The 17,918-nt window shown below is 62.9% G+C and carries 16 protein-coding genes and 1 pseudogene; 10 read left to right on the top strand and 7 right to left on the bottom strand.

Annotation, left to right across the window (positions count from 1 at the left end; all coding sequences use genetic code 11):
• Positions 1–79: 79 nt before the first annotated feature.
• Entirely contained in the window at positions 80–853 is a 774-nt protein-coding gene (truA, locus tag FCK22_RS11435) for a tRNA pseudouridine(38-40) synthase TruA (RefSeq protein ID WP_067261216.1), read from the top strand.
• A 176-nt stretch (positions 854–1,029) separates the two neighbouring features.
• On the opposite strand, the gene gndA is transcribed toward truA, so the two are convergent.
• Positions 1,030–2,478, bottom strand: a complete 1,449-nt coding sequence (gene gndA / locus FCK22_RS11430; RefSeq protein ID WP_067261218.1) for an NADP-dependent phosphogluconate dehydrogenase — start codon at positions 2,476–2,478, stop codon at positions 1,030–1,032.
• Positions 2,479–2,647: 169 nt separating this feature from the next.
• Here gndA and FCK22_RS11425 point away from each other — a divergent pair, with 169 nt between their 5' ends.
• Both FCK22_RS11425 and FCK22_RS11420 read left to right on the top strand, forming a co-directional pair.
• Entirely contained in the window at positions 2,648–3,076 is a 429-nt protein-coding gene (locus FCK22_RS11425) for an NUDIX hydrolase (protein WP_231886276.1), read from the top strand.
• 160 nt (positions 3,077–3,236) lie between these two features.
• Positions 3,237–4,717 (top strand): annotated as a pseudogene (locus FCK22_RS11420) (inorganic phosphate transporter).
• A gap of 19 nt (positions 4,718–4,736) precedes the next feature.
• Here the strand turns inward: FCK22_RS11420 and FCK22_RS11415 are convergent.
• The 3 genes from FCK22_RS11415 to FCK22_RS11405 form a co-directional block, all read right to left on the bottom strand.
• Complete coding sequence (locus FCK22_RS11415; RefSeq protein WP_067261452.1) at positions 4,737–5,771, bottom strand: 2-dehydropantoate 2-reductase; 1,035 nt, start codon at positions 5,769–5,771, stop codon at positions 4,737–4,739.
• On the bottom strand, positions 5,768–6,673 hold the full coding sequence (gene argF / locus FCK22_RS11410; protein ID WP_067261450.1) for an ornithine carbamoyltransferase: 906 nt from the start codon (positions 6,671–6,673) through the stop codon (positions 5,768–5,770). The genes FCK22_RS11415 and argF overlap by 4 nt, the downstream gene beginning before the upstream one ends.
• 73 nt (positions 6,674–6,746) lie before the next feature.
• Complete coding sequence (locus tag FCK22_RS11405; RefSeq protein ID WP_067261448.1) at positions 6,747–7,922, bottom strand: aspartate aminotransferase family protein; 1,176 nt, start codon at positions 7,920–7,922, stop codon at positions 6,747–6,749.
• Between the two features lie 363 nt (positions 7,923–8,285).
• On the opposite strand from FCK22_RS11405, the gene FCK22_RS11400 reads away from it, so the two are divergent.
• Positions 8,286–8,906: a GcrA family cell cycle regulator gene (locus FCK22_RS11400; RefSeq protein ID WP_136720431.1), complete on the top strand. Its 621-nt coding sequence runs from the start codon at positions 8,286–8,288 to the stop codon at positions 8,904–8,906.
• Positions 8,907–8,982: 76 nt separating this feature from the next.
• Here the strand turns inward: FCK22_RS11400 and FCK22_RS11395 are convergent, their stop codons facing one another.
• The gene (locus FCK22_RS11395) at positions 8,983–9,789 is read right to left on the bottom strand and encodes an SseB family protein (RefSeq protein WP_067261445.1); all 807 of its coding nucleotides are present in this window, start codon (positions 9,787–9,789) and stop codon (positions 8,983–8,985) included.
• A complete protein-coding gene (locus FCK22_RS11390) occupies positions 9,770–10,369 on the bottom strand; it encodes a uracil-DNA glycosylase family protein (protein WP_136720430.1) in 600 nt (199 codons plus the stop codon). The genes FCK22_RS11395 and FCK22_RS11390 overlap by 20 nt, the downstream gene beginning before the upstream one ends.
• Positions 10,370–10,478: 109 nt before the next feature.
• On the opposite strand from FCK22_RS11390, the gene FCK22_RS11385 reads away from it, so the two are divergent.
• The gene (locus tag FCK22_RS11385) at positions 10,479–10,820 is read left to right on the top strand and encodes a metalloregulator ArsR/SmtB family transcription factor (protein ID WP_067261442.1); all 342 of its coding nucleotides are present in this window, start codon (positions 10,479–10,481) and stop codon (positions 10,818–10,820) included.
• Positions 10,813–11,844 carry a permease gene (locus tag FCK22_RS11380; protein WP_067261440.1) on the top strand — a complete coding sequence of 344 codons (1,032 nt, stop codon included), beginning with the start codon at positions 10,813–10,815 and terminating at the stop codon, positions 11,842–11,844. Before FCK22_RS11385 ends, FCK22_RS11380 begins: the two co-directional genes overlap by 8 nt.
• 128 nt (positions 11,845–11,972) lie before the next feature.
• Here the strand turns inward: FCK22_RS11380 and FCK22_RS11375 are convergent, their stop codons facing one another.
• Positions 11,973–13,376, bottom strand: a complete 1,404-nt coding sequence (locus FCK22_RS11375; protein ID WP_231886275.1) for an ATP-binding protein — start codon at positions 13,374–13,376, stop codon at positions 11,973–11,975.
• 465 nt (positions 13,377–13,841) lie between these two features.
• On the opposite strand from FCK22_RS11375, the gene FCK22_RS11370 reads away from it, so the two are divergent.
• From FCK22_RS11370 to kdsA, 4 genes are all read left to right on the top strand, one after another.
• A complete protein-coding gene (locus FCK22_RS11370) occupies positions 13,842–14,465 on the top strand; it encodes an acyl-homoserine-lactone synthase (protein WP_067261478.1) in 624 nt (207 codons plus the stop codon).
• Positions 14,466–14,696: 231 nt separating this feature from the next.
• Positions 14,697–15,356, top strand: coding sequence for an ATP-binding cassette domain-containing protein (locus FCK22_RS11365; RefSeq protein WP_067261436.1), 660 nt, complete (start codon positions 14,697–14,699; stop codon positions 15,354–15,356).
• Positions 15,334–17,070 carry a capsule biosynthesis protein gene (locus FCK22_RS11360; protein WP_067261435.1) on the top strand — a complete coding sequence of 579 codons (1,737 nt, stop codon included), beginning with the start codon at positions 15,334–15,336 and terminating at the stop codon, positions 17,068–17,070. Before FCK22_RS11365 ends, FCK22_RS11360 begins: the two co-directional genes overlap by 23 nt.
• A complete protein-coding gene (gene kdsA / locus FCK22_RS11355) occupies positions 17,067–17,900 on the top strand; it encodes a 3-deoxy-8-phosphooctulonate synthase (RefSeq protein WP_136720428.1) in 834 nt (277 codons plus the stop codon). Before FCK22_RS11360 ends, kdsA begins: the two co-directional genes overlap by 4 nt.
• Positions 17,901–17,918 lie beyond the last annotated feature (18 nt).

The raw sequence follows: 17,918 nt of genomic DNA, 5'->3' as shown, positions 1-17,918 counted from the left end.
GTCCTTCTTTCTTTGGCCTCAACATAGGGCCGGCAGGCAGGGATTGCCAGAAGCGCCCGCCCGCGCTAAGGCCCCGGTCATGCCCAGATATGCCCTGAAAATCGAATACCACGGCGCGCCCTTCAACGGCTGGCAGCGTCAGGTTGACCAGCCCACGGTGCAAGGCGCAATCGAAGCCGCTTTGGCCAAGCTGGAACCCGGTGACCACACCATCGCCGCCGCCGGGCGCACCGATACCGGGGTGCATGGGCTGGCGCAGGTCGCGCATTGCGACATGGCCCGCGATTGGTCGCCCTTCCGGCTGGGCGAGGCGCTGAACTACCACCTTAAGCCGCAGCCCATCGCGATCACCGATTGCGTGCTGGCGCCCGAGGATTTTCACGCCCGCTTTTCGGCGCTTGAGCGGCGCTACCACTTCCGCATTCTCAGCCGCCGTGCCCCGGCGGTGCATCAAGCGGGGCTGGTCTGGCAGATCAAACACCGCCTAGATGTCGCGGCCATGCAGGCGGCGGCGGATATTTTGGTGGGCAAACATGATTTCACCACCTTCCGCTCGACCGTTTGTCAGGCGGAAAGCCCGGTGAAAACACTCGACCGGTTACAGGTCTCGCAGGTCGAGACCATGGTCGGGACGGAGTATCATTTCGACGTGCGCGCGCGGTCCTTCCTGCACAATCAGGTGCGCAGTTTCGTCGGTTCGCTGGAGCGGGTCGGCGCGGGGTCTTGGAGCGTGGCGGATATGGGTGCAGCACTTGCGGCGAAGGATCGGGCCGCCTGCGGGCCGGTCTGCCCGCCGCAGGGGTTATACTTGGCGCATGTGAGCTATCCGGTGGACCCGTTCGGCAAGGCGTGACGAGGACCATCGCCTGCCCGCGGGGTGGCGATGCTTCAGTCGGTTCATGCCACTTTATCGTGCAGCCTCGGGGCGCGTTGCCCAGAGGACACCGCCCTTGGCGAGTTCGCCTCCCCGACCGGGCGGGCAGGCGATGGTCCGGCGTCTTCAGCTTGATTCCGGACCTATAAGCCCTCTTACGGCAGAGGCGTCCACGTCCCGTGGAATTTACCCTCTTCGCTGATCCGCTCAAACCCATGCGCACCAAAGAAATCGCGCTGCGCTTGGATCATATTCGCCGTGCCCCGCGCCCGGCGCATGCTGTCATACCACGCCAGCGCCGCCGACAGCGCGGGCAGCGCGACACCGAGCAGAGCGCCCGCCGCCACCACCCGGCGCAACGCCGGAATGCTTTCTTCCAAGCGTTTGCGCATGGCGGGGGCGAGGATCAGATGCCCGCCGGGCAATTCGCCCCGGAAGGCATCGGCAAATTCGTCCAACAACGCCGAGCGGATGATGCAGCCTGCCCGCCAAATCTCAGAAATACGCGCCATGTCGAGCGACCAGTCAAACTCCTCCGACGCCGCCGACAGGATGCGAAAGCCCTGCGCGTGGCCGATGATCCGCCCCGCCAAAAGCGCCATCTCAAGATCCGCCACCTCGGGCAGCGGCGCGTCCTGCACGCCTTCGGGTAACAGCGGCTCGGCCATTTCGCGCACAGCCTTCTCGCTCGACCATCCGCGCGCGCCGACGGCGGCTTCGATGGTATTGGCCGATTGCCCCATCTTGAGCGCTTCGATCAAGGTCCAACGCCCGGTGCCCTTTTGCCCGGCCTGATCGCGGATCACATCGACCATCGGCGTCCCGGTCTGGGTGTCGACCGACAAAAGCGCCGCGGCCGAGACTTCGATCAGATAGGAGTTCAGCGGCCCTTTGCGCCAATCGGCAAAGAGGTTGCCAATTTCCACCGCGCCCTGCCCGCCGGCATCGCGCAGCAGGCCGTAGACTTCGGCGATCATCTGCATGTCGGCATATTCGATGCCGTTATGCACCGTTTTGACAAAATGCCCCGCCCCGTCGGGGCCGAGATGCGCCACGCAAGGCGTGCCCTCGAATTGCGCGGCAATCTTCTCGGCCATCGGTTTGAACTGGGTCCAAGAATGCGCGCTGCCGCCGACCATCATCGACGGACCATTGCGCGCCCCGGCCTCGCCACCCGACACGCCCATGCCGACGAAATGCAGCCCCGTGCCTTCGAGTTCGGCACTGCGGCGGCGGGTGTCGTGGAAATCGGCGTTGCCGCCGTCGATCAAAGTGTCGCCCTCATCCAGCAGCGGTTTGATCGCCTCGATCATCGCATCGACCGGCGCGCCGGAGGGGATCATGAAAAGAATGCTGCGCGGGCGGGCGATGGCGGCGACGAACTCCTCAAGCTGCTCAGCCCCGATCAGGCGCTCGGCCAGCGGTCCGGCCTCATCAAGGAACGGCGCGATCCAATCGGCCTCGCGGTTGCTCACCGCCACAGTAAATCCATTATCGGCCAAGTTCAGCGCCAGTGCCGAGCCCATGGTGCCCAGACCGTATACCCCGATATCGGCGCCTGCGCCCTGTGCCGCGCCCCCGTCCGCCTGCGTGCCAGTTGCCATAACGATCATGCCTCATTTCTAGCCTGTCATACTGCCAAGCCCGCCCATCCGGCAGGCCGCAGTTTGATTTGCGTTCGGGAAGACTATATAATGTGCGGATAACAAGAAAAACACCCGACCGAGGCATAGTTCTGTAATGACACAAGTATTTAGACGCGCATGGGAGGATATGGTCCTTCCTATTTTTAAACGTCCCCGCCGTGTGCAGGTTGCCGCCCTGTGCTACCGCGACACCGAGGCGGGTAAAAAGGTCCTGCTGATCACCAGCCGCGACACGGGCCGCTGGATTTTGCCCAAGGGCTGGCCGATCGACGGGTTGGACGGCGCCGGAGCCGCCTTGCAAGAAGCATGGGAAGAGGCCGGGGTGACGAAAGCCGATATCGAATCCGATCCGATGGGTATTTTCGACTATGACAAGGGCCTCGGCGAAGGATTGACCGTGCCCGTGACCACACAGGTCTACCTCACCCGCGTGCGCGATCTGAGCGAGGAATACCCCGAAGCGGGCATGCGCAAACGCGCGTGGTTCACCCCGCAAGAGGCATCGGAACTCGTGGATGAGCCTGATCTTAAAGCAATCTTATCCGCCTTCCATTAAGCCCCTTCGGCACCGGGCCGCTGTCCGGTGCCATATCCCCCCTGCCCCATTGCCGCCCCTGCCCGTTTCGGGATGTTACAATTTTGTGACAGGGTGACTTGCGCCCTCGGTAGCCTTATGTCACCCCCCGCTGAACGTTAGGATCGGAGATCATACAGGAATGGCAACGGAACCGCAGGGCAGCCAGTGGAAGACACTGGACAAGGACCTCAACCGCATTTCGCAAGTCGAACTGGCCGCGACCTATGTCGCCCGCCCCCTCGTGGCGCCGGGCATCGCGCTGGCCTTTATCGTGGTGGCAGGTGCCGTTGCGGCGGTAATCTTCGGGCAACAGCCCTCCAGCTTTGTCGTGATCGCCGCGGCGGTCTTTGGCGCCTATATGGCGGTGAACATCGGCGCGAATGACGTGGCCAACAACATGGGCCCCGCCGTGGGGGCTAATGCGCTGACCATGGGCGGCGCCATCGTTATCGCGGCCTTGTGCGAATCCGCCGGGGCCTTGCTGGCGGGGGGCGATGTCGTCTCGACCATTTCCAAGGGCATCATCGACCCGGCGAGTGTCGCGGACACGCGCATCTTCATATGGGCGATGATGGCGGCGCTGGTCTCCTCCGCGCTCTGGGTCAACCTTGCCACATGGGTCGGCGCGCCGGTCTCGACCACCCATTCGGTCGTCGGCGGGGTCATGGGCGCGGGGATCGCGGCAGCGGGCCTTGGCGCGGTGAACTGGAGCTCGATGAGCATGATCGCCGCAAGCTGGGTGATCTCGCCCGTATTGGGCGGCGCCGTAGCGGCGATGTTCTTGGCCTTTATCAAGGCGCGCATCCTCTACCAAGATGACAAGATCGCCGCTTCGCGCACTTGGGTGCCGGTGCTGGTGGGGCTAATGGCCGGGGTCTTTGCCGCCTATCTGGCGCTCAAGGGTCTCAAAAAGATCATCAGCATCGATATGCCGGTCGCCCTGATCATCGGGCTTGTAACCGGGCTGGTGGTCTATGCCATCTCCGCCCCGCTGATCCGGCGCGCCTCGGAAGGGATGGAGAACCGCAACCGCTCGGTCAAAACGCTCTTTGGCCTGCCGCTGGTCCTCTCTGCCGCGCTGCTCAGCTTTGCCCATGGGGCCAACGACGTGGCCAATGCGGTCGGCCCGCTGGCGGCAATCGTCCATGCGACCGAGTTCGGCGGTTTCGAGGATAAGGTGAGCATTCCCACATGGGTGATGATCATCGGGGCCTTCGGCATCTCCTTCGGTCTGTTCCTGTTCGGGCCGAAACTGATCCGCATGGTCGGCAGCCAGATCACCAAACTGAACCCGATGCGCGCCTATTGCGTGGCGCTTTCGGCGGCGATCACGGTGATCGTGGCAAGCTGGCTCGGCCTGCCTGTGTCCTCCACCCATATCGCTGTGGGCGGGGTCTTTGGCGTGGGCTTTTACCGTGAATGGCATATGGAGCGCGCCTGCGCCGGATCGGGGCCAAGACCGGTGAGGTCAAGCGTATCGCCAAGGAAGAGCGCCGCCGCCGCAAGCTGGTGCGCCGCTCGCATTTCATGACCATCGTCGCGGCTTGGGTGATCACCGTGCCCGCAGCAGCGCTGCTCTCTGGCATCGTCTTTTGGGTGCTGAACGCCTTCGTAAACTAAGGTCAGGCGCGGGCGCGCCTCACCCCTCTTGCCGGTCCTGCCCTGCCGCCATTTCGGCCCGCAGGGCGGTGACCGGCAAATGCGGCAGCCCTTCATCCGCAAGCTCTGCCCAGCCCATCACCCGCAGCACCATATCCGTCACCGGCGTCGCGCGGCCAAGCGCCCTTGCGCGGCGCTGCACCTCGCCTTGGAGCGCGTCGATCTCGGTCGGGCGGCGGGCGGCGAGGTCTTGCGCCATGGAGGTCCGTGCCTGCGGGTCGATCTGCAACATGGTGGCGGCGACGCGGGTAAAAATCAGCGTCGGCAGGCGCAGGAGTGTCGGCACCAGCCGCGCCGGGATCGGCGTGGTCATGGCGGGGCGGATCTTGTCGGCGCGCAGGACCGCCAGCGCCTCGGCCCATTGATCGGCCATCAGACGCCGCCACGCCCGATCCTGCAACTGCGCTTGGAGCGGCAAGCCGCTCAGCGCATTCAGGGCGTTGTTGAGGTTCATCAGAAACTTGCCCCATTGCAGGGCGGTGATATCGGCGCGTTCCTCTACCTTCAGGTCCGGCAGCGAGAGGCGCGCGGCCAGATCAGCCGGGCCCGCCTCGATCACCAGATCGCCCGAGCTTGCCCGGTGATAGCAGCCCTGCCCCATGGCCACGACGTTGAACGGCACCAGCCCCGCGCGCAGATCATGCTGCGGCAGGTGCCGGGCCAAGGCCGCGCGGTTGCCCATGCCGTTTTGCAGGCTGATGACCTGCACGCCCGGCGCGCTGTGGTGGGCGATCAGCCGGGCCATGTCTTCGGTGTCGCGCGATTTGACCGTGACCAGCACGATATCGGCATCGCGCAGGCAGGTCTCATCCCCCGCAAGGTTCAGATCATCCGGCGAGAGGTAGCGCGCCATGCCGCCGAAATCCGTCAGGGTCAGCCCATGGGTGCGGATTTCGGCCTGAATGCGGGGCCGCGCCAGCAGGGTCACAGCATGGCCCGCCCCGGCCAGCAGCCCGCCGACAAAGCAGCCCACCGCCCCCGCGCCCGCAACAACGATGCGGGGGCCGTCGCTCATGCGCCCAGACACCAGCGCATGACGGCTTTCTGCGCGTGCAGACGGTTCTCGGCCTCGTCAAAGATCACCGAATGCGGCCCATCCATGACCGAGCTTGTCGCCTCGTCATCGCGGTGCGCGGGCAGGCAATGCATGAAAAGCGCATCCGGCTTCGCCAGCGCCATCAGCGCATCGTTCACCTGATAGCCGCGCAGCTGATTGTGCCGCCGCTCCCGCGCCGATTGCGGATCATGCATGCTGACCCAAGTGTCGGTGACCACCAGATCGGCGCCCTCCACGGCCTTCTGGGGGTCGCGCTCGGTGGTATAAAGCCCGTCGAGCGCGCGCTCGGGGTCGAGCGGCTCAGGCCCGGTGAAGACAAGATCGAAGTCGAACTGCTTGGCCGCATGGGCGAAACTGGCAAAGACGTTGTTGCCGTCGCCCGACCAGACCACCTTGCGCCCTTTGATCGGGCCGCGGTGTTCTTCAAAGGTCTGAATGTCGGCCATGATCTGACAGGGATGCGTGCGGTTGGTCAGCCCGTTGATCACCGGAACGGAGGCATATTCCGCCATCTCCAGCAGGGTCTGCTCCTCAAAAGTGCGGATCATGATCATATCGACATAGCGCGACAGCACGCGGGCGGTGTCGGCGATGGTCTCCCCATGGCCAAGCTGCATATCGGCGCCCGAAAGCACCATCGTCTGCCCGCCCATCTGACGCACGCCCACGTCGAAGGAGACACGCGTCCGGGTCGAGGGTTTCTCAAAAATCAGCGCGACCATGTGATCTTTCAACGGCTGGTCATCATCCGGCGCGCCGCGCGGGCGGCCATTGCGCGCGGCTTTCATGGCGGCGGCATTGTCGATGATCTGCCGCAGATCGGCGGGGTCGGTTTGGTGGATATCGAGGAAATGGTTCATCTGTCGTCTCTGTCTTGCGGGGTCCAAGGCCACGGCCTTGAAAGCCCGAGGAATGTTTTGGGGTGAATGGCGCTCAGGCCGGGGTCAGGTCACGCGCGATGGCGTCAAGGCGGGTCACCGCCTCGGCAATCTCATCGTCGGAAATGGTCAGCGGCGGCAGCAGGCGGATCACATTGTCGGCGGCGGGCACGGTGATCAGCTCATGGGCATAGCCCGAGGTGACCACATCGGCATTCGCCACTTTGCATTTCAGCCCCAGCATCAGCCCCGCGCCGCGCACCTCTTCAAAGACCTCCGGGTGCTCAGCAACCAGCCCTTCGAGACGTTGACGCAGCAGCCCCGCCTTGCGGCTCACCTCGGCCAGAAAGGCCGCGTCGGCCACCACATCCAGCACGGCGCAGCCCACGGCACAGCCCAGCGGGTTGCCACCATAGGTCGAGCCATGGGTGCCTGCGGTCATGCCCGAGGCCGCCTTTTCCGTGGCCAGCACCGCGCCCAGCGGAAAGCCCCCGCCGATGCCCTTGGCGACCATCATGATGTCGGGGGTGATCCCGGCCCATTCATGGGCAAAGAGCCGCCCGGTCCGGCCCACGCCGCATTGCACCTCATCGCAAATCAGCAAAAGCCCATGGGCGTCGCAAAGCGCGCGCATCTGTTGCAACTCGGCATCCGGCACGGCGCGGATACCGCCTTCGCCCTGTACCGGCTCAACCATGATGGCGGCGGTCTTGTCGGTGATGGCGGCCTCAAGTGCGGCGCTGTCGCCAAGGTTGAGATGCACGAAACCCGGCAGTTGCGGGCCGAAGCCTTTGGTCATCTTCTCAGACCCCGCCGCCGCGATCCCGGCGGAAGAGCGGCCGTGAAAGGCCCCGTTGAAGGCGATGATCTCGACCCGCTCGGGCTGGCCCGCCTCATAGAAATACTTGCGCGCCATCTTCACCGCCAATTCGCAGGCCTCGGTCCCCGAATTGCAAAAGAAGGCTGTGTCGGCAAAGGTCTCGGCCACCAGCCGGTCGGCCAGCGCCTCTTGCTGCGGAATGTGGTAGAGGTTCGAGGTATGCCACAGCGCCTGCGCCTGATCGGTCAGCGCCTTCACCAGCGCCGGATGCGCATGGCCAAGCGCATTTACCGCGATCCCCGCGCCCAGATCAAGAAAACGTCGCCCATCCGCCTCGATCAGCCAAGTGCCTTCGCCTTTGACGAAGGTCAAAGGAGCGCGATTATAGGTTGGCAGAACGGAAGGGATCATCTGTTTGTCCTTGAAAGAGGGCCGTGTCACGCCGGTAAAAGGGCATGGGGCTGGCGCAGGGTCAATGGGATTTGCTTGTTTTTGAAAGGATGCAGCACGCAGGCTGCGAGATCAGGTCATCACGCCGCCCCAAAGGGGGGCACCATGTTATCGGACGAAGCGTCGTCGGATGGAATATGCGGCAGATTTGATCATGGCTCTTGCATAGCCGCCCTTCATCCCCCACGTAAAGCCCCAATCGCAGCGCCCCGTGCCCAGAGGGCATCGGCGCTTGCACCTGCGGCCCCAGAAGATAAAATGGGGGCCGATACACTGACAAAGCGGTCCGGGCTAGGGGGCCGCTTTTTAACTGGGGAACCCCGTATGTCCTGGACTGATGAGCGCGTAGAGACACTGAAAAAGATGTGGGGCGAAGGCCAGTCCGCCAGCCAGATCGCGAAGGAACTGGGTGGGGTGACGCGCAACGCCGTGATCGGCAAGGTGCACCGTCTGGGCCTGTCGAACCGCACCGCGGGCGCGCCTGCCGCCGCGGCGGCGGCGACTGCCAAGCCGGAACCCAAGGCCAAGCCCGCAGCCCCCAAGGCCGAGGCAAAGGCAAAGCCCGCCGCCAAAGCCGCGCCCGAGCCGGAGGCCGAAGCCGCCCCCGCGCCCGAAGCCGAAGAGCCCGCCGCAGCCCCGGCACCCAAGCCCAACCTGCCCGCGCGCAAGCAGATCATCCCCGCAGGCCAACCCCTGCCGCCGCAGCCGTCGGCGAATGAGATCAGCCCCGAGGCGCTTGCCAAGGTCAGCGAAGTTGAGAAGAAGGCCAAGAAGATCGGCCTGATGGAACTGACCGAACGCACCTGCAAATGGCCCGTGGGCGACCCGGCGACCGATGATTTCTGGTTCTGCGGCCTGCCCGTGCAGCAGGGCAAACCCTATTGCGAGGCCCATGTCGGCGTCGCCTTCCAACCGATGAGCGTCCGGCGCGACCGCCGCCGCTAAGACCGGCGGGATAAAATGAAAAAAGGCGGGCGGGCCTGAGTGCCCTGCCCGCCTTTTTCTTTGCCTCAGGTCAAGATCAGCGCAGCTTCGGCGGCTTCGCCGGATCGCTGCCCGGGGCCATCCGGGGCGTGTTCTGCAAAGGCTCCATCTGTGGCAGGTCAAACCGCAGGCCGACGCGGGCCAGCTTCTCGACCACCGCGTCATTGGGGCCGAAGAAGCCGACATCCATCGCCCCCGCCTCGATCCCCGAAAAGGTCAGCGCCTCGGACGCCGCGCGCACCAGCGCGTCTTGCGCGCGGGGGATCGCGCCGACGAAGGCCAGCAGATGCCCGCGCCCGCCGCCGCTGTATTCGACACCGACAAGGAAGGCCCCTGCCGCCATGCCCGTGGCCGTGGCGAGCTTTGCGTCAATCGCGGCGATCAGCGTCTCAGGCAAGCCCTGCGGCGGGAACACACGGTCGATGCCCGCCTCCACCTCGCCCGGCGCATGGCCCAATGTGCTGCGCAGCCAGTCCATCGCCTCGGCAGGCAGCAGGATCTCGGACGGGGCCACGCCGATGTTCACCGCCATGCCCAAGGGCTGCCCCTCCAACATCGCGGCAATCGCACGCCCCGAGAGCGCCACATAAGGAGATGCCTCCCCCACATGGGCCGAGAGCCGCGCCGCGCGGTCGAAGACCATGACATAGCTGTCGTCAAGCAGCACCGGGCTGATCTGATCGCCCTGCGGCTCATCCTCAAGCAACATGAACAGCTCGACATCCGCGATACGCTCGTAAAAACGCAGCCGCGCCGCGTCGTCGTCAGGGGCGGAGGTCATCGCAGCATGGGCTTGGTCGAGCGGGGTCGGCTCGGTCTTGGGGTCAGTTTGGCGGTCGGTCATTCATCACCTCGGACACGGCGGCGCGCAGACGGGGCAAGACCTCTTCCGCGAACCAGGGATTCTTGTTCAACCATCCGGTATTGCGCCACGACGGATGAGGCAAGGCAAAGACCCCCGGTGGATGATCCCGCCAGCCCGCCACGGCCTCGGTCACATTGCGAAATCCGGGGAGGTGATATTTCATCGCATAGGCCCCAATCAACACCGTCAGCCGCAGATCGGGCAGCATCTCCAGCACCGGTTTGCGCCAAGTCTGCGCACAGATACGCGGCGGTGGCAGGTCGCTGCCCTTGGCGTCATAGCCCGGAAAGCAAAAGCCCATCGGCACGATGGCGACCCTGTCGCGGTCATAGAATGTCGCCTCATCTAGCCCCAGCCAGTCGCGCAGGCGGGTGCCGGACATATCCCAAAACGGCTTGCCCGCCTCATGCACCCGCTTGCCGGGCGCTTGGCTGGCGATCAGCAGCCGCGCGCCGGGTTTAAACCAGACGATGGGCCGCGGGCGATGCTGGGTGGCGGTCACGGCGAAACGCTCGGCACAAAGGCGGCAGGCCGCCAGATCATCTCGGATATCCTTCATGAGCAGGAGATAAGCGATAGGGCCAAAAGATAAAGGGCGGCGAGCCGTCACTTCGACAATTATCGAAATAAACCTTGCATCGCGCTGACGTTTCGATATTTCTAGAATCATGAAACAAGAATCCTCAACCCCCGCACTCACCCTTGCCGCCAGCAGCTTTGCGGCGCTTGGATCGGAACAACGCCTTCTGGTGCTGCGCACGCTGGTGCGCGCCGGATCAGAGGGGCTGAACATCGGCACGCTGGGCGAACGCACCGGCGTGACCGGCTCGACCCTGACACATCATCTGAAACTTTTGGCCTCTGCCGGTCTGGTGAAACAGGAAAAACAAGGCCGCAGCACCATCTGCGCCGCCGTCGCCTATGAAGAAGTGCAAGCCTTGGCGAATTTCCTGCTGACCGAATGCTGCGCGGACGCAATCGACGGCTGCACGGAGCATACCCATGGCTGATACCACACAAACCCTCCCCGCGTTGCACCGCTTGGCCTTTCTGAAAGGCGCTTGGGGCATCACGCTGGCGCTCTTGGCGCTGATTGCGCTGCTGGATCCGCCGCAGGTCATGCCAACAGTCATTTTCGCGTCCGAGGCGCTTTTGCACACCGCGCCCTTCATCGCCTTCGCGGTGCTGGCCGTGGCCTATCTCAAAGCCAGCGGAGCCGAGAGCCTGCTTGCCCGCGCGTTCGAGGGCAACCCGGCACGGATGGTGGTAATGGCAGCGGCGCTTGGCGGCCTGTCCCCCTTTTGCAGCTGCGAGGTGATCCCCTTCATCGCCGCGCTGCTGGCGGTCGGCGCCCCGCTCGGCGCGGTGATGGCCTTTTGGCTGGCCTCCCCGCTGATGGACCCGGCGATGTTCGCGATCACCTCGGGCACGCTCGGCTTCGACTTCGCCTTGGCGAAAACCATCGCGGCGCTTGGCGTCGGCATGTTCGGGGGTTTCACCGTCATGGCCCTGTCCCGCACGCCGATTTTCAACGCCCCCCTGCGCCCGCAGCCTGCGAAAAGCAGCTGCTGTTCTTCGGCCAAACCCTTTTCCGGCGCGCCGGTCTGGAAGTTCTGGCAAGAGGCCGAGCGCCGCGCGAGCTTTGCCGACACGGCACTGACCAATGCGCTGTTCCTCGTCAAATGGTTGACCCTCGCCTATGTGGTCGAAGCCCTCATGCTGACCTATGTGCCCGCGGAATGGATTGCCAATGTCTTGGGCGGCACCGGGATCATGCCGATCATTCTGGGCGCATTCGTCGGCGCGCCGGCCTACCTGAATGGCTATGCCGCCGTGCCCCTGATCGACGCGCTGCTGGCGCAAGGGATGACCCAAGGCGCGGCCATGTCCTTTGTCGTGGCGGGCGGGGTAAGCTGCATTCCGGCGGCCATCGCGGTCTGGGCACTAGTGAAACCGCATGTCTTCGCCGCCTATATCGGCTTTGCCTTCGTCGGAGCGATCTTTGCGGGTGTGATCTGGCAGTTGGTGGCGTGACCGAATCAAACTGACGACCCGAATGCGGGGGCGGGAGAAATGCCGCCCCCTTTTTTCGTTTCGACTGTTACTGAGGCGAGGGCAGATGCCGCCCACGCCGAGAGGCCGGGTAGCGAGGCGCTCGCGACTTACGCCGCCGCGCGCTCCCCATCTGGCTTGTCAGAAGCCTCATCCCCAATCGGCCCCTCGCCATTCACCATATCTTTGACAGCCATCCCATGGGGCAATTCCTTCCCCGTACCATTGCCCAAGGGCATATCGATATAGAAGGTCGTGCCGGGGCCATCGTTCTTGAAATAGTCGATCTGCCCGCCCAAGGCTTCGATGATCCGTTTGGAGATGTTCATCCCCAGCCCGGTGCCGCCAACGGCCCGCTGGTCCGAGGAATCGATTTGCGAGAATTCATCAAAGACCTTCTCGCGCTCGGATTCGGCAAGGCCGATCCCCTCGTCGATCACGCTGATCCGCACCTTGTCGCCAAGGTTGACCGAGGTGACCTTGACCGTCGACCCGGCGGGCGAGAATTTGGCCGCGTTCGACAGAAGGTTGGACATCACCTGTTGCAGGCGTTTCTCGTCCGTAGCGATCCCTGCAGGCTCCGACGGTTTGGCATAGCGCAGCGTCACGCCAAGATTGCCTGCAAAGGATTGGTTCAACTCAATCGCATCTTCGATGATGGTCTGCACCTCAAGCGGTTCGATATCAAAGCTGATCTTGCCCGCCTCGAACTTTTGCAGGTCGAGAATCTCGTTAATGATCGACGTCAGCCGCGCCGAATTGCGCTGTGCGATCTTTAGAACTTTCTCCATCTGCGGGGTCATTTCGCCCAAAACCCCGGCGCAGGCCATATCAAGCGACCCTTTGATCGAGGTCATCGGCGTGCGCAGCTCATGGCTGATGGTCGAGACGAATTCAGTCTTCACCTTGAACGCGATCTTGGTTTTCTCATGCTCGACCTTGAGTTCTTCAAGCTGGCGCAGATTGGTGCGGTACATCTTCAGGAAGATGCGAGAGCAATCGACGATAAAATAGAGGACGAAGACCACGGTGAACAACTGGGTCCAAAGCTCGGATTCGATGCTCGCCCCCGTGCGCACGATATCCCAGATCGGGATGAAGAGGAATGTCGCGCCATAGATCGCAAGCCGCAGCATCAGCACCGGCAGGATATGGTGGTTGTTCATCGAGGCGAAGAGCGCCGCGGCAAAAAGGAAGAACAGCGGCAGGAAATGCGTCGTCGCCCCCTGCTGAAGCGCGATCCCAAGGGCGAAATAGCTGATCACCCCGGCGCTCAGCACCGTGCCGATATAGATGCGGTTCATGAACAAACGCGCCAAACGTGGGCTGCGCCCCCGCCAGCGGGTGATGCGCAGGAAAAGCAGATAGTCAAAAGTCTCAGAAATCGCGATCAGGATCACGGTCGAGATCGACAGCCACAGATCGTAATAGAACGCAGACAGGAAAATGGCCGCCGCAAAGATCATCTGCCGCTGCCAGAAAAGGTTAACACCGACTTGGGAGTAGTCCCGCATCTGCTGTACCTTTGTCGCGTCTGCCAGATGCGGCGTTTGAATCGGGCCGTATGTTACTTTTTCCTGCGACATCGCTCTCGTTTTCTTCGGTCGGCTGCTCGAATGCCGGCATTCTGCCGACAAACGCCCTTAACATGTTGCATTTAGGCATCGAAGCACATGTTAGACGCGATCATCTTCCCTTCTACACCCGGAAATGGGACATAAGTATGGCCATTTCATGCAACTAGAGGTTAGCCTCTTGATAAGAGGTATTTTTACAGCGAATTTTCGAGGTCCAACATGAGTCTGCAAGGACGGAGCTTCAGTGGAAAATCTTGGCAGGATGTTCTTCCCGAACTGACGCCACAGGACGCTAAGGCGCTGGAAGTAAAGAACAACCGCTTTCCGCGAAAGCTGCTTGGCAGCAAATCGACAGAGACTGATCCCTATAGCCCCGAAGCCCTTGCGCGGGCCAACCCCTATATGCGTGCCACAACTTTGTCATTTTTGAACATGCATCAGCACGGGGAATTATTCGTTAACTTCCTCCGGGCGCGGCGCCGAATCTTCATCGACGACAAGCAATGGGATCTCCCTCAGGTTGATGGGATGGAGTTTGACCAATACGACACGCCCCGCGCGCGTTGGATCGTTTTGCATGAATATGGGGAGGTCATGGGCGGCGTGCGCCTAATGCCCACCACCTCGACCTGCGCGCAATACAGCTACATGCTGCGTGATGCGCAACTGGGGATGCTGCCGGACATTCCGCAGGACGTGCTGTTTTTCAAAGCGCCCGTGCGCGACGACATCTGGGAAGCCACCCGCCTGTTCCTGACCAGCGCAGTCCCCGCCCAACGCCGCATTGCCGTGCAACGTATGCTGATGAACCAGATGGCCGGTGCCGCCTATGCCATGGGCGCAAGCCATGTTCTGGGCATCGTGCCCGCCACCTTCAGCCGCTGGATGACCCGGCTCGGCTTGATGAGCGCCGTGCCCGTGGGCCCGGTGCAAAACATCGACGGAGACCGCACGCAGGCGGCCTTGATGAACGTCAGCTACATCGGCGAGATGGCCCCGACCGAGAGCACCCACACGCTGCACTGACCCCCGCGCGGGCGCGGGCCGATATGCCCTTCCCTTATGCCCCCTCCCCCGCAGGATACCCGTCCTGCGGGCAGCAGGTTTTACCGTTACCAAACAGCCCCTCACGGCGCCCTGCCCCAGCGAACGCCCGCGTTTCGACATATTGTGGTCAAATTCCGTGAATAAACGGTTAAGATACCTCTGATACCAGAGGCGCCGCGACGCCCCGCTTAGCACCAACCGGAGCAGCGAATGCTGGAATTTGAAAATGTGTCCAAGTCCTTTTGGACGGGATCGCAGCACAAGGTCATTCTTGACCGGGTGTCTTTTCGCGTGGAGCTTGGCAACTCCTTGGGCATTCTGGCCCCCAACGGCACCGGCAAAACGACCCTGATCAACATGATGGCCGGGCTAGAAAAACCCGACGAAGGTGAGATCAGGCGCGGCTGTAACATCTCGTTTCCTTTGGGTTTTATGGGCGGGGTGGTCAACAAGGTCTCAGCCATGGAGAACGCCCGCTATATCGCGCGGCTCTATGGGCTTGACCCCGATTACGTGGAAAGCTTTTGCCGCTGGCTCTGCGGTTTGGGGGAATATTTCGACCAGCCGCTCGGCACCTATTCCGCCGGGATGCGGGCGCGTTTCTCATTCGCGCTGATGTTGGCGCTGGATTTTGATATCTATCTGATTGACGAAGGCATGCCCGGCACGACAGACGTGGAATTCAACCGCAAGGCGGGTGATATTCTGAAAGAACGGCTGCGGACCACCACGATCATCATCGTCTCGCATCAGGCCCATACGCTTGAGAAATTTGCCCGCTCCGCCGCTGTCCTTTTGGACGGCAAGCTACATATGTTCGACACCTTGGAAGAAGCGAAACAGCTCTATGACTACGAAACCCAAGGCTAGAAAATTCCGCATCCGCAAGGCGCCGCCCCCCTCGGGCAGCAGCACCGCGCCGAGCAGCACCGAGAAGGCGCAAGCGGGCCAGACGGACGCCGAAAAGGCCGCGCGCAAGGCCAAGCTGCGCGCCGTCGCCGATGCGACCGAGGTGGAACCCTCGCACAGCAAGGAAGCCTTGGAACATGCTGCGCGCAGCGGCAAAGCCCCCCACTCCGAAAGCGCCCGCTCGGGCGAGGTGTCTTCCGCCAATGAAGTCTCAGCCGAGCAGGACATTGACGCGATCCGCCGCGAGGGGCTGACAGGCCGCCAATTGCGCATGGCGCGTCGCGTAGCGCAGAAACACGGGCTGGCGCCGACCTCGGATTTCGACGCGGTGCGCCTTTTGCGCGCCAAGGGGATCGACCCGTTTCAACGGTCCAACATGCTGGAACTCGTGGTCCCGCAATCGGGCGATCCGGCGGACAGCGGCCTGCCCGCCACCCGCGGCCAGCCCGGCGATCCAAAGGTGCAACTGCCCCAGACCACGCCCCGCGGCCCGCGCGGTCTGCCCTCGACCGATGTCAGCCCCGCCGAACGTCGACAGCGCGAGATCTCGGACATTCAGCGCGACATCACCCGCCGCCGCCGCCGCAAAGCGGCCATGCTGCTGGTCCGGCTGGCCTTTTTCGTCATGCTGCCGACCATCGCCGCGGGTTATTATTTCTACAAAATCGCCACACCGATGTATGCCACCGAAAGCCAGTTTCTGATCATTCAGAACGAGGGTGGCGGCGGCTCCAGCCCCTTTGGCGGGCTGCTGCCCACGCAATTCGCCAATAGCGCCGACAGCATCGCCACGCAGGCCTATCTGCAATCGAAAGACGCGATGCTGCGGCTCGACGAAGACGCAGGGTTTCGCGCCCATTTCGCCGACCCTGAGATCGACGCCATCCAACGGCTTTCGGAAAACCCCAGCAACGAAGAAGCCTATAAGTCCTACAAGAAGAACGTCAAAATCGGTTACGACCCGACCGAAGGCGTGATCCGGATGGAGGTGATCGCCGCCGATCCCGAGGTCTCGGAAGAATTCTCGAAACGTCTGCTGACCTATGCCGAAGAGCGGGTGAATGACCTGAGCAAGCAAAAGCGCGAAGACGGCATGCGCGACGCGCTGGAGGGTTATGAAACGGCGCTGGAGAACCGCCGCGCAGCGCAGGAGGCGCTGATCAAATTGCAGGTCGACAACAACGTCGACCCCGAGGCGATGATCGCCTCGATCCGCACGCAGATCACCAATTACGAGACCCTGTTGATCGAAAAGGAACTTGAACTCGCCGCCCTGCTCGACAACCAGCGCCCGAACCAAGCCAAGGTCGATGGCGCGCGCGGGGATGTGCGACGGCTACGCGAGCAGCTCACCAAACTGCGTGAGCGGATGACCGCCGCCAACGAAGGCGAAAACTCGCTGGCGCAACAGGCGGTCGCCGCCCAGCTTGCGCAGGCCGATCTGGCCTCTGCCGACATGGTGCTGCAAAGCGCGCAAACCGCAATGGAACAGGCCCGAACCGAGGCCGGGCGGCAGGTTCGCTACCTCACCGTGGCGGTCAACCCCGTGGCCCCGGACGAGGCGACCTACCCCCGCAAGTTCGAAAACACGATATTGGCTTTCCTTATCTTTGCAGGCATCTACCTGATGTTGTCTCTGACAGCGTCCATTCTAAGAGAACAGGTAACTTCATGACCCAGCTGCGCATTGGCAATCTGACCGTCGGCAATGATCGTCCCCTCACCGTGATCGCTGGCCCCTGCCAGTTGGAGAGCGAAGACCACGCGCAGATGGTCGCGGGGGTGTTGAAAGAGGCATGTGACGCCGCAGGCGCGCAGTTCATCTTCAAGGGCAGCTATGACAAGGCCAACCGCACCTCCCTCTCGGGCAAACGCGGTTTGGGCATCGAAAAGGGGCTGCAAGTCCTGCAATCTGTGGCCCGCGCCAATGAAGTGCCGGTGCTGACGGATGTGCATAATGAGGCGCAATGCGCGCAGGCCGGTGACGTGGTCGACGTGTTGCAAATCCCCGCCTTCCTCTGCCGCCAAACCGACCTGCTGCTCGCCGCCGGGGAGACCGGAAAGGCGGTGAACGTGAAGAAGGGTCAGTTCCTCGCCCCTTGGGAAATGCAGAACATCGTCGACAAGATCGAAAGCACCGGGAACCGCAACATCCTGCTGACCGAACGCGGCACCACCTTTGGCTACAACACGCTGGTTGCCGACATGCGCAGCCTGCCGCAGATGGCTCAGACCGGCTACCCGGTGGTGATGGACGCGACCCATTCCGTCGCCCAGCCCGGCGGCAAGGGCGGCTCTTCGGGCGGCCAGCGTGAGTTTGCCCCGGTCATGGCCCGCGGTGCTGCCGCCATCGGCGTTGCGGCGATCTTCATGGAAACCCACGAAGACCCCGACCGCGCGCCTAGCGACGGGCCCAATATGATCTACCTCGACCAGATGCCGGGGCTGATCAACCTGCTGATGCAATTCGACGCGCTGGCCAAAAGCCATCCGCTGACTTTCTAAATTTATCTTAAAAAGCGA

The organism is Sulfitobacter sp. 15WGC, assembly GCF_005068605.1.
GTDB lineage: Bacteria > Pseudomonadota > Alphaproteobacteria > Rhodobacterales > Rhodobacteraceae > Sulfitobacter > Sulfitobacter faviae.
This window is presented reverse-complemented; position numbering and strand designations above follow the sequence as displayed.